The organism is Polycladomyces subterraneus, from assembly GCF_030433435.1.
Taxonomy (GTDB): Bacteria; Bacillota; Bacilli; order Thermoactinomycetales; family JIR-001; genus Polycladomyces; species Polycladomyces subterraneus.
On the sequence record NZ_JANRHH010000041.1, the window covers coordinates 1 to 12099 of the forward strand.

Consider the following 12099-nt stretch of genomic DNA (forward strand, 5'->3'; position numbering starts at 1 on the left):
ATTTAGGTTATAAACTGCTGACCCTGTTGACTTCCAAGACTCTTTTTTCATACCATTATGGTAATACCAATATAAAGGAATTGTCAATCTATAAAAAATGCGAGGGGATCCGTGTATCCCCTCAATAAATTGAGGGGGATTACAGCCCCCTCGCGCTCCCCCATTTTTCTAAATATGAGACTGTTGACATAGTGGTTTCGCCATTCGATTTCGGGAAGCGGATCCGAAGTCCCGTTGAGCGACTTCTCGCTGTTGATATGGAGTGGAGACGGGAAATCGAAGCCCCGCGAACTTTGTCAACACCGCGAACATGGGGATGTATCCGGTAAACCATTAGGCGACAACCCTTTCACAGGCTTCTGACCGATGTTCGAGACAAAAAAACAAAAGCCGCTGACCTCAAACGGTCAACGGCTTTTGATCTGCGGGAGACGATTACATCATCCCGTCCATGCCGCCCATGCCCGAGTTGTTGTTGTTGCCTTTTTCCTCTTCCGGTTTGTCGGCCACAACAGCTTCGGTGGTGAGTACCATCATGGCCACGGAAGCGGCATTTTGCAGCGCGGACCGGGTCACTTTGGCCGGGTCCACAACACCAGCTTTGATCATGTCGACCCACTCGCCGGTCAGGGCGTTGAATCCGATGCCTACGTCTTCTTTTTTCAGGCGCTCCACGATGATGGAACCTTCCAGACCAGCGTTGAAAGCGATTTGACGCACCGGCTCTTCCAGCGCACGTTTGATGATGTTGACGCCGGTTTTTTCGTCGCCGGACGCTTCCACCGCTTCCACAGCGCGGATGGCGTTGACCAACGCGGTACCGCCACCAGCCACGATACCTTCTTCCACCGCGGCGCGAGTAGCGTTGAGCGCGTCTTCGATGCGCAGTTTTTTCTCTTTCATTTCGGTTTCGGTCGCAGCACCCACTTTGATGACCGCTACGCCGCCAGCCAGTTTGGCCAGACGCTCTTGCAGTTTTTCTTTGTCGAATTCAGACGTGGTTTCTTCGATTTGTTGACGGATTTGTTTGATGCGGGATTCGATTTCGGCTTTGTCACCATAACCATCCACAATGATGGTTTCTTCTTTGGAGACGCGGACTTGACGCGCGCGACCCAGATAGCTGATGTTGGCGGTTTTGAGATCCAGACCCAGCTCTTCGGTGATGACTTGACCACCGGTGAGCGTGGCGATGTCTCCCAACATCGCTTTACGGCGATCGCCGAAGCCAGGCGCTTTCACAGCCACAGCGGTGAAGGTGCCGCGCAATTTGTTGACTACCAGGGTCGCCAAGGCTTCACCTTCCACATCTTCGGCGATGATGAGGAGCTGCTTGCCTTGTTGCACCACTTTTTCAAGCAGCGGCAGAATGTCTTGGATGTTGGAGATTTTTTTGTCGGTAATCAGGATGTACGGCTCTTCCAGCACGGCTTCCATCTTGTCCGTGTCTGTAATCATGTACGGAGAGATGTAGCCGCGGTCGAATTGCATCCCTTCCACCACTTCCAGTTCAGTGGTGAAGCCTTTGGATTCTTCGACCGTGATCACGCCGTCTTTGCCCACTTTTTCCATCGCTTCTGCGATCAGTTGGCCCACTTCTTCATCGTTCGCGGAGATCGCGGCCACTTGCGCGATGGAGTCTCTGCCTTCGATCGGTTTCGCGATCTTTTTGATTTCTTCCACAGCAGCGGCCACAGCTTTTTCGATCCCTTTGCGCAGGATCATCGGGTTGGCGCCAGCCGCCACGTTTTTCAGACCTTCACGGATGATGGCTTGGGCCAACACGGTAGCGGTGGTCGTACCGTCACCAGCCACATCGTTGGTTTTGGTCGCCACTTCTTTTACCAGTTGGGCGCCCATATTTTCAAACGGATCTTCCAGCTCAATTTCTTTCGCGATGGTCACACCATCGTTGGTGATGAGCGGAGAACCGAATTTTTTCTCCAGTACCACGTTACGTCCTTTCGGACCCAAGGTCACTTTCACAGCGTTCGCCAGCGCGTCCACACCGCGCAACATCGCACGACGCGCATCTTCACTGAATTTGATTTCTTTCGCCATGATTCGCTTCCCCCTCCTATATGTAGGGTGGTTTTATTTCAGAAGGATGTGTTCAAGCCGGATTACTCTTCCACAATCGCCAGGATATCGTTTTCGCGCAGGATGAGATATTCTTTATCTCCCACTTTCACTTCGGTGCCCGCGTATTTGGAGAAGATGACGCGGTCGCCTTCTTTTACTTCCAGCGCGATTCTTTCGCCGTTTTCATAACGACCGGTACCCACAGCGATAACCTTACCTTCTTGCGGCTTTTCTTTCGCCGTTTCCGGCAAAACGATGCCGCTGGCCGTTTTTTCTTCTTTTTCGATCGCTTCGATCACCACGCGATCGCCCAAGGGTTTGATCATGGGAAACACCCTCCTTCACGAGCGCATTTTGTCGGGGTTTGTTAGCACTCAACCAAACTGAGTGCTAACACCAATTATAATGATATGCATATGGAACTTGTTTTGCAAGACCTCAATTGTAAAAAAATTGATGTTGGACGGGAGTGGAAGCTGCTGTGAATATCCCGATTCCGAGCACAAAAAAACGGGGTGCCGGCGTGTACTTTTGCCACGCACCCGCTGTGAGCAGACCTGGTCCATTTCTTCATACAAGAAGCGTGAAAAGTCGTCTCCCGCCCCCCACCATATCCCCGCGTGATCGGGCGGGCCGCAATCAATCGGTCGTACATTGATGGTTATGCCGACGACTCGCTGTCATCATTCTTTTCCGTTTCCATTTCCGCCTCCCGCTGCATCCGACGGTACATCCATATGCAGATGACCACACTGATCTCATACAGCACAATCATCGGCAAGGCAATTAAAATGTTGGTGACAATATCGGGCGGCGAAATCAAAGTGGAGAACACCACCAGCACCAAATAGGCAAACCGGCGGGCCTTCTGCAAAAATGCAGGTGTGATGATGGAGAGCCGCGTCAAAAACATGACCAAAATCGGCAGCTCAAAGAAAAACGCGATCGGAAAGATGATGTTGAACATAAATCGGAAATAATCATACAACCCGTATGTCTCCTGGGCCCCCAACTCTCGCGTCAAATTGGCTGAGAACCCGATCACATATGGAAAAATCACCTTGTAGGCAAAAATCAGCCCGCCGAAAAACAAAAGGATCGCAAGTGGAATATAGCTGAGTGTCACTTGGCGTTCGCGCGGACGCAAACCAGGTTCGACAAATCTCCAAATGTGATACAGCGCAACGGGCACCGTAAAGATCACCGCGATGAGAAACGCCGATCCCATGTAGATGCGGAACGCCTCACCAGGTGAAAAGATATGAAATGAGATGTTGGCGGGCACATCCTTTTTCACCCACTCGATAATCGACCCCGCGTATAGAAACCCCACAACAAGAAAGATGAAAAAGAATATCAACACCCATATGATCCGTTTGCGCAATTCGGCCAAGTGCTCCGTCAACGGCTGAGTCTGATCATCCATCGTTGGTCAAACCTTCCCTCACTGTTTTCAACCGTATGTCCACCCTGTTCTCCCACATCACAGGTGGTCTACGGATGGGGTTTCGCGATTTTCTTCTGGCGGAAACTTTTTCAGGAAATAGATCAAAGTCTGTAATTCCGTGGTCAAATCGATGTGGTGGATCCGTACATTGGGTGGCGCGGTCAGCCGAGCAGGCGTAAAGTTCAAGATCCCCCGAATGCCCGCAGCTACGATGCGGTCTGTGACTTGCTGGGCGACATTGGCCGGCACCGTCAGGATCGCTACCTCAACGTTGTGCAGTTCCTTCACTTCCGCAAAACGATCGATCGAAAAAATCGGGATGCCGTCAATCTCTTTCCCCACTTTGTTGGAATCGATATCAAATCCCGCTACGATCTTGGTATTGTGACTGCGGTAGAAATTGTACCGCAACAACGCCGTGCCCAGATTACCGACACCGATCAGGACCACGTTGGTCACTTCGTCCTGCTTGAGGAAATCCCGCAAAAACTGAAGCAGATAATTGACGTTGTACCCGTATCCCTTCTTCCCCAACTCTCCCAAATACGAAAAATCACGTCGAATGGTTGCCGGGTCGATCTGCAAGGCTTCGCTCAGCTGGGCAGAAGAAACGCGTTGCTTCCCGATGGCGTGCAACTTCTCCAAATACCGATAATACAAGGGTAACCGCTTCGCGGTGACTTGGGGAATCTTCTGATCAGCCATTTTTGCCTCCATACCCGAACGGTCTGTTGAGACCGTGTGTTTTCTTATTTGCCGATCGTGCAAATTTCACAAAGTGTTGCTATCAACATCATACAACGGAGCCATTTCGCCTGCAAGGTCAACACGCATGTAGGCCGCCGTGCCCCAATGTGATGATATCCTCCCGCGTGATTTTCTCACCTGCCAGGATACGTGGCAAAAAGACGTCAAACGAAGTGAACGGATCGTGCAACACGCATCCGGGAAGCCCCATCAGCGGAATCCCTCGGTAGTAAGCGATCAACAACATCGACCCAGGCAACATCGGGGTGCCGTAACTGACAATGTCGGCTCCCAGATCCGCGATGGCACCCGGTGTGCGATCGTCCGGGTCTACCGACATACCGCCGGTGACGAGAATTAAGTCAGCCCCCTGATCGACAAATGCCTTAATTTGTTGGGCGATCATCTCCTTGTTGTCATCGGCAAACGTCTGACCGATCACTTTGGAACCGTACCGTTCCACCTTTTCCCTTACGACCGGCCCGAAGCGATCCTGAATCCGACCGTGATACACCTCGCTTCCGGTCGTCACCACACCGACCCGGTGCGGACGGAAGGGCAACACCTCCAGCACGGGGTGTTCCTGCCGACCGGCAATCGTCTCCACTTGCTTGATTCGGCTTTCCGGCACCACCAACGGGATCACGCGGGCTGCGGCCACCTGTTGTCCCTTCCGGACCGGCGTGTGCGTTTTCAACGTGGACAGAACCACGTGTTCTACACGGTTGATCGCTGTCAACGTCGGGACATCCACCCGAAGCAATCCGTCAACCCGCGAAACGATGTCTACTTTCCCCTCCTTCGGACAAGTCAGCTCCAGCACCTCATTCGAGCGCATCGCAGCACGAGCGATCCGATGCGCCGCATCATCTTCGTGCAGTTCCCCTTCGGCCAGTTCCAATACGTATACGTGCTCTTTACCGATGTTCAGCAATTTTTCGATATCCTCTTCACGAATGGTATGTCCTTTGCGAAACAGCGGTCCCTTGAACTTACCGGGAACGACCGCCGTCAGATCATGTGCCAACACCAACCCGACCGCTTCTTGGGTCCGTACTTCTTTTAGCTTGCTCTTCATCTTCCTTCCCCTCCTGTCTATTTTAACGGTAGATCTCTCCGGGAAGTCACAGATCAGTTACATCGGCACAATACCATACCCGCTCCGCCGTGATGATGACATGCATCCGTTGATCGTGCGCTTCGGGGAACACCGTTTCCACCATTTGAAACGGATAAGCCACACCAATCCGGATCATGCCAGCTCCCGCACCTAAGAAGAACCGGTCATAATAGCCGCCCCCATAACCGAGGCGGTATCCCTGTTCATCAAATCCGACCCCCGGCACCACGGCCAAGTCCACAGCGGCGGGGATCACGCGACTGTCGGGCTTCGCTGGCGGTTCCAAGATCCCGTATGCCCCCTCGATCAACGGTGTATCAGGTTGGATCGCATACAATTCCATCGTTTTCGCTTTTGTGTCCGCTTTAGGCACCACCACGCGCTTGCCCGCTTGCCATGCAACCCGGATCGCATCCCACGTATCCACCTCTTTCCGAAAGGGGAGGTAAAAAAAGACGGTACTGGCACGTCGAAACGATTCTAGGTCCACCAAGGTTTCCGTGATGGCCCGCGACCACCGCCGCGCTTTCTCTGCGTCCAACTCCTGCCGTAATTCGAGCAATCGCGTTCGCAACCGTTTCTTTTCTTCTTTTTGATCCACGGCGTAGTGCCCCCTGTCTTTCCAACAGCATTCTTCTTGATCCATTTTTCATTATTGTATCGAAAAGAGACGTATCATGCCCTCAAAACAAAAATAGCCATTCCATTGTTCTCTGTTGGAACGACTCTTTCGATCTTCACCCTATGTGGTTGATGACGGACCAAAACAGTTCCTGAAATCAGGAGATCACTCAAGTTTGTCTGGTGAATACTATCCACATTACTTTCCCTGCTCGTTCCACATCCGCCCTTCGCCGGATTTCTTGCATGATGAGAGGTATGATTGTGCTTCGCTTTTTCACAAAAAACCTCTCAGACAGATAAGGTATGAATCTGCCTAAGAGGGTAACAAAATATCACTATGGCGCTCAGCCTCTCGACGCCAAACTACCCGATGAAGCCGACGCCCGAGCACGCACCGCACTCAGCGCCGTTTGCGACTCCTTCACCGACTCATCAGAAGCGATGCCGTGATACACCGGATCAAGACCTTGCTCCTCTTCCTCGGCGGACACCCGGATCCCCATCAGTTTATTGACTAACAAGCCCACAGCAATGGCGGATACAAACCCCCACACCGAAGCCGCTGCTGCTCCCGCCAGTTGCGCGGTTAACAGGTGGGTCTGACCGGTGGTCAGGAGCCCTTCCTTCAGGTCAAACAAGCCAACGGCGATGGTACCAAACACTCCGTTAAATCCATGAACGGCCACGGCACCCACGGGATCGTCCACCTTCAACTTATCCACCCATTCGGTGGCCAACAACACGAGCACACCGGCCATCAACCCGATCACGATGGCAGCCGTCGCGGAGACGAATGCACATCCCGCCGTAATCGCCACCAAACCGGACAGGAACCCGTTGATGGCCATTCCCGGATCGGCCGTCTTCAGGCGTATGACGCTAAACAAGGTTGCCGACGCCCCTCCGGCGGCCGCAGCGAGGAACGTATTCAGCGCAATGTCCGCCAGCCGTCCATCCATCGCGTTCAAGGTGCTGCCCGCATTAAACCCGAACCACCCGAACCACAGAATAAACCCTCCGGCAGCCGCCAACGGGATGTTGCTTGGGGAGAACCCACCTTTCTGGTCATAACGGTTGGCCCGCTGCCCCAAGATCATGGCCAACGCAAGGGCGGCAAACCCTCCCATCGCATGAATAGCCGCTGATCCGGCAAAATCTTTCATCCCCATTTTGGCCAGCCACCCGTCGGCCGACCAAATCCAGTGACCGGATATGGGATACATCAAACCACAAACGGCAACTACGATCACTATGTATGAGGAAAATTTGACCCGCTCCGCCACAGCACCGGATATGATGGATGCAACGGCGATGGCAAATCCGATTTGGAACAACACGTAGGCTTCCATCGGCAGTCCTTGGGGACCGGTCGCACGACCGAAACCGACGACACCGAAGGCATCTTTTCCGAACATCAGATGAATTCCGATCACATAAAAGGCCAGTGCGCCAAACGTCAGATCTACAATGATCTTCATCGTGGCGTTGACTGCGTTTTTATTGCGAACAAACCCTGCTTCCAGTAAACTGAAGCCGCCCTCCATGAAAATCACCATGGCGGCCGAAATAATCACCCATACCGTATTCAGTCCCGCAGTCATACTCACTTTCATTTCCCCCGAGTCACATATTTGTTTAATTGAAGTATAAATCATCATGTCACTTTTATCAACCATATCTGTAAGATTAATTTACATATTGTTATATGGAATAATGACACGCGTCTTTGACTTCCCCTGATCTTGGACGGACATCTGTTCCCACACCTGACGGATTGCCCTTTGACCATCGCTCGGCTACACTGGTGATACGCGGGAAAGGTTGGGATTCAGTCATGGTGTTATTGCAAGCCAAAGGTATCGAAAAATCGTTCGGCGCCACGACCGTTCTCAGATGTGCTGACCTGATGATTCGCGAAAAAGAACGGATCGGCTTGATCGGTGTCAATGGCGCCGGCAAATCGACGCTGGTCAAGATCCTCATCGGCCAAATCCCGCCGGACTCCGGCGAATTACACCTGGCCAAAAATGCCCGGATCGGGTATCTCGCCCAAGACGCGGGACTTGTAAGCGAACGGACCATGTGGGATGAAATGCTCTCCGTGTTTGAACACGTAAGAGATATGGAGAGGGAATTACGCCGGATGGAGAAAGAGATGGGAAGTGCCGAGGTGTTGTCCAACCCGGCGCGGTACCAACAGATCATGGACCAATACGCCGCCCTGCAGAGCCGCTTCGAAGAAGCGGGGGGTTACGGCTATGAAGCGCGGATTCGTGGCGCACTTCACGGTTTGGGATTGGCTGATTTGCCCTGGATGGAAACGCGTTGCTCCGCTTTGAGCGGCGGCCAGAAAACAAGGTTGGCACTGGCCAAACTGCTTTTGGAAGAACCGGATCTACTCATCCTGGATGAGCCGACCAACTATCTCGACATGAACGCCCTGGCTTGGTTGGAGCAAACGCTGGCCAATTATCCCGGTGCCCTGTTGGTGATTTCCCACGACCGGTATTTTCTCGACCGGTTCGCCCAGACCATTTACGAGATTGAACAAGGCCGGACCATGAAATATGTGGGCAATTATACCGATTATGTCCGGCAGAAAGAAGCGATGTTGGCTCAGTTGGAAAAGGCCTACGAACAGCAACAAGAAGAGATCCGAAAGATGGAGGAGTTCATCCGGCGTAACATCGCCCGCGCTTCCACGAGTAAACGGGCGCAAAGCCGACAGAAGGCATTGGAGAAAATGGAGCGGATCGAGAAACCGTTCCGGTCGGATGCTGCAGCCGCGATCCGGTTTGAAGCATCCGTCACCAGCGGTCGACAAGTGTTGCAGGTGGAAAACCTGTGCATCGGCTATGACTCAGCGACGCCGTTGGCCCGAAATCTCACCTTTCAGCTGGAGCGAGGCGAACGCGTAGCATTGATTGGTCCGAACGGGACGGGGAAAACCACCCTGCTCAAAACTATCGCGGGCATGATTGCACCACTGGACGGAAATATACGCATGGGTACCAGCATCATAATGGACTTTTACGACCAGGAGCAAGAAGAGCTCGATCTGGCATCCACCGTACTGGATGAACTGTGGAATGCCCACCCCGAGCTGAACCTGACCCAGATACGCACAGCGTTGGGACAATTCCTCTTTCAGGGCGATGACGTGTACAAACAGGTCAAAGAGTTGAGCGGCGGGGAAAAGGCTCGGTTGTCCCTGGCCAAACGAATGCTCAACCGCGCCAACTTTCTTCTGATGGACGAACCGACCAACCATTTGGACATGCGGAGCAAAGAGCGGTTAGAAGAGGCGTTGTCAGGATATACCGGGACTTTGCTGTTCGTCTCCCATGACCGGTACTTTATCAACCGGCTGGCTACCCGCATTTTGGAACTATCACCGGACGGTGTGCGATCCTATCCCGGTAACTATGACGATTATCTGGCGAAACGGATCGAAGAGACGGCTGAATCGGTGCAAAACGATGCCAAACCGGCGGAAGCGCATCGGGAAGAAAACCGCAAAAAACGACAAGAGGAACGCCGTCGTCAACAGATGATTGCCCGATTGGAGCAAGAAATAGAGGAACTGGAACAACAACGTGCTAAGATTCACGAACAACTGTGTCAACCCGATGTCTATACCGATCCGGAAGAGAGCCGGCGCTTACAGGAAGAGTTGGAACGGGTAGAAACGGCATTGAATGAGAAAACGGAAGAATGGGCAGATTTGGCGGAGTGAAAAATGCGGCAGGTTGCCGATCCGTTGTTAGCGGATGGCAACCTTTTTTCTTGATCCGGTGATCGCACCTTCACTTTCAGTGATCATGTTTTGTGATCGATCCAATCAATATCATTCATTTCAAAAATATAAAGAATATATTATCATCTATATCAGGTTCGTTTCTCCTCAACCGATCAGCAGTTATGGAGATCTTGAAAATACATGATCGTTCTTCTCCTTATACACTGAGACAGGTAGGAGGATCATCAAAAAATGCAGCTCCATTCACCCATGCGACATGAACAATCCGAAGCCCAAGCGTCCTATTCATATCGCTGGCTGATTTTGGCGGTGGCCACTTGGGCACAAGCGACGGCCACCTTGGTAACCTACGGAGTGGGTCCCCTTGCGGCGATTTGGCAAAAACAATGGGGATTGACCGCTGCACAAGCCGGACTGTTGGTATCTGCCGTTCAAGTCGGACCACTGCTCTCGATGCTCTTGATTGGCCACGCATTGGACCGTTATGGGGAACGGTGGCTGGTCAGCCTGGGGGCTTGTATGTTGGGGATGACGTTTTTCCTTGTCTCCTATACGACTGACTACCTCCTACTGTTGTTGTTGCTTGGCATCGTCGGGATCTGGTACGGTACGGCCCAACCCGGGGGAAGCAAGGTGATTCTGCGTTGGTTTCCGAAAAAGGAAAGAGGACTGGCGATGGGCATACGACAAGCAGGCATCCCGATCGGGGGAGCCATCGGCGGCACATTGCTGCCATACCTATCCCTCCACTTCGGTTGGCCTTCCGCCGTGTATGCTCAATCCGTCCTTGCTGTGGCCGGCGGCCTGCTGTTTCTGGCGTTGTATCGGGAACCGCAGGTTCTTCCTGACCTTCAACAGCAAACAAACAGCTGTTTCTCGCAAAAGATAAAGGAAATCACCCGCAATCGAAAAGCGGTGCCCATTTTATGCACCGGTGTGATCATGGTGACACTTCAGATGGTGCTGGTGGGTCATTTGATGCTCTTTTTTGGCAATGAAAAGAAAACAGGACTGGTGATTGCGGGACAGCTGTTGTCCACTGCGTTGATCTCTGGTATGGTGGGGAGAATTGTCCTCGCTCACATCAGCGACCGGTGGTGGGGAGGAAACAGGGAATCTGCGCTTCATCTGTCGATATGGGCATCCGTGTTCGGCGTAACCGCACTGATTTTTCTCCCCGACGTCCCGCCCGTCTGGTTGCTCTTTGTACTGTCTGTGTGGCTAGGCTTTTTCGGCATCGGCTGGTTCAGTTCCTTTCTTTTGGCCGTCGCGGAACAGGCCCCTCCGCAATCGGAAGGACTGATGGTAAGCTACGCATTGACGCTGAACCAGATTGCCATCATCCTGGCGCCGGCAGTTTTCGGGTGGATCGCCGATCTGCGCTCCTATTCCTTTGCCTGGTCACTGTTGGCCCTGTTGTTGATCGGAAACGGACTGTTGCTTGCGAAAAAGAGAAAGGAGGACATGGGATGAGACTCTTCTGCGAATCCGCTGATGTGAAAGACTATTTGTGTGAGCTGGAAGAAGTGGATTTTTCCCATCCCCTGATCCAGGAAAAAGTGCGGGAGATCCAAGCGGCACACCATTCACCGCTGGAACGCGTGAGAATCGCATATGAGTTTGTGCGAGACAAAATCCATCACTCCTGGGACATCCAGAGTACGAGAGTGACCTGCAAAGCATCGGAAGTCTTGCGATACGGGGAAGGAATTTGTTATGCCAAATCCCATCTACTGGCCGCCCTGCTGAGGGCTCAGGGAATTCTGACGGGATTTTGCTATCAGCGATTGACGTTGGGTGACACTCCAGACACAGGTTATGCAGTTCATGCGTTGAACGCCTTTTACCTGGATACTGTAGGCAAATGGGTACGTCTCGATGCCAGGGGCAACAAACTGGGCGTGCAGGCCGAATTCTCCATCGACGAAGAGAAACTGGCTTTCCCTGTTCGACCGGAAATGGATGAAATCGACTATCCCGTCATCTATGCGAGACCGCAAACATCCTATGTGTTGAAGAAGCACACCAATGCGCTTGAGATGTATCAATACCATCTGCCGACGAGACTTTAGGGCATGCCTGATCCGTATTTCCGCATCGCTTTCCCAGCTCGCTCTACTGTGTTCTGCAAGAAAGGAAATTATGGCAACTCTAAGCGGGAGTACCGGGACGAGGTCAAAGAACGCTTCGCTTAGAGAAAATGGCCCGCGATTTGATCCTTGCACTTTCGTTTCCCCGGTGGGGCTGGATGGCGGACTTTGATCGGGACTAGAAGACGGAGTTACCGGTGTTGGAGTTCAAGGCCCCCGCAGTCTTTTT

The 12099-nt window shown here is 52.5% G+C and carries 10 protein-coding genes; 3 read left to right on the forward strand and 7 right to left on the reverse strand.

Annotated elements, in window-relative coordinates:
- Positions 1–435 precede the first annotated feature (435 nt).
- The 7 genes from groL to NWF35_RS11530 all read right to left on the reverse strand — a co-directional run bounded on the left by groL (position 436) and on the right by NWF35_RS11530 (position 7621).
- A complete protein-coding gene (gene groL / locus NWF35_RS11500; protein WP_301239248.1) occupies positions 436–2061 on the reverse strand; it encodes a chaperonin GroEL in 1626 nt (541 codons plus the stop codon).
- A gap of 62 nt (positions 2062–2123) precedes the next feature.
- Entirely contained in the window at positions 2124–2408 is a 285-nt protein-coding gene (gene groES / locus NWF35_RS11505; protein WP_301239249.1) for a co-chaperone GroES, read from the reverse strand.
- A gap of 335 nt (positions 2409–2743) precedes the next feature.
- Positions 2744–3508 carry a twin-arginine translocase subunit TatC gene (tatC, locus tag NWF35_RS11510; protein ID WP_301239250.1) on the reverse strand — a complete coding sequence of 255 codons (765 nt, stop codon included), beginning with the start codon at positions 3506–3508 and terminating at the stop codon, positions 2744–2746.
- 57 nt (positions 3509–3565) lie between these two features.
- Entirely contained in the window at positions 3566–4234 is a 669-nt protein-coding gene (locus tag NWF35_RS11515) for a redox-sensing transcriptional repressor Rex (RefSeq protein WP_301239251.1), read from the reverse strand.
- A gap of 118 nt (positions 4235–4352) precedes the next feature.
- The gene (locus NWF35_RS11520) at positions 4353–5354 is read right to left on the reverse strand and encodes a molybdopterin-binding protein (protein WP_301239252.1); all 1002 of its coding nucleotides are present in this window, start codon (positions 5352–5354) and stop codon (positions 4353–4355) included.
- Between the two features lie 46 nt (positions 5355–5400).
- Positions 5401–5997, reverse strand: a complete 597-nt coding sequence (locus NWF35_RS11525) for a 5-formyltetrahydrofolate cyclo-ligase (RefSeq protein WP_301239254.1) — start codon at positions 5995–5997, stop codon at positions 5401–5403.
- Positions 5998–6364: 367 nt separating this feature from the next.
- Entirely contained in the window at positions 6365–7621 is a 1257-nt protein-coding gene (locus NWF35_RS11530) for an ammonium transporter (RefSeq protein ID WP_301239374.1), read from the reverse strand.
- A gap of 233 nt (positions 7622–7854) precedes the next feature.
- On the opposite strand from NWF35_RS11530, the gene NWF35_RS11535 reads away from it, so the two are divergent.
- The 3 genes from NWF35_RS11535 (at position 7855) to NWF35_RS11545 (ending at position 11852) form a co-directional block, all read left to right on the forward strand.
- Entirely contained in the window at positions 7855–9756 is a 1902-nt protein-coding gene (locus NWF35_RS11535) for an ABC-F family ATP-binding cassette domain-containing protein (protein ID WP_301239256.1), read from the forward strand.
- A gap of 255 nt (positions 9757–10011) precedes the next feature.
- Positions 10012–11253 carry an MFS transporter gene (locus NWF35_RS11540; protein ID WP_301239258.1) on the forward strand — a complete coding sequence of 414 codons (1242 nt, stop codon included), beginning with the start codon at positions 10012–10014 and terminating at the stop codon, positions 11251–11253.
- Positions 11250–11852: a transglutaminase-like domain-containing protein gene (locus NWF35_RS11545; RefSeq protein ID WP_301239260.1), complete on the forward strand. Its 603-nt coding sequence runs from the start codon at positions 11250–11252 to the stop codon at positions 11850–11852. Before NWF35_RS11540 ends, NWF35_RS11545 begins: the two co-directional genes overlap by 4 nt.
- The last annotated feature ends 247 nt before the right edge of the window (positions 11853–12099 follow it).

What these genes read in the sequence shown, in the direction of transcription:
- groL (WP_301239248.1), bottom strand. Translation starts at nt 2,061, where the DNA reads ATGGCGAAAGAAATCAAATTCAGTGAAGATGCGCGTCGTGCGATGTTG.
- groES (WP_301239249.1), bottom strand. Translation starts at nt 2,408, where the DNA reads ATGATCAAACCCTTGGGCGATCGCGTGGTGATCGAAGCGATCGAAAAA.
- tatC (WP_301239250.1), bottom strand. Translation starts at nt 3,508, where the DNA reads ATGGATGATCAGACTCAGCCGTTGACGGAGCACTTGGCCGAATTGCGC.
- NWF35_RS11515 (WP_301239251.1), bottom strand. Translation starts at nt 4,234, where the DNA reads ATGGCTGATCAGAAGATTCCCCAAGTCACCGCGAAGCGGTTACCCTTG.
- NWF35_RS11520 (WP_301239252.1), bottom strand. Translation starts at nt 5,354, where the DNA reads ATGAAGAGCAAGCTAAAAGAAGTACGGACCCAAGAAGCGGTCGGGTTG.
- NWF35_RS11530 (WP_301239374.1), bottom strand. Translation starts at nt 7,621, where the DNA reads ATGACTGCGGGACTGAATACGGTATGGGTGATTATTTCGGCCGCCATG.
- NWF35_RS11535 (WP_301239256.1), top strand. Translation starts at nt 7,855, where the DNA reads ATGGTGTTATTGCAAGCCAAAGGTATCGAAAAATCGTTCGGCGCCACG.
- NWF35_RS11540 (WP_301239258.1), top strand. Translation starts at nt 10,012, where the DNA reads ATGCAGCTCCATTCACCCATGCGACATGAACAATCCGAAGCCCAAGCG.
- NWF35_RS11545 (WP_301239260.1), top strand. Translation starts at nt 11,250, where the DNA reads ATGAGACTCTTCTGCGAATCCGCTGATGTGAAAGACTATTTGTGTGAG.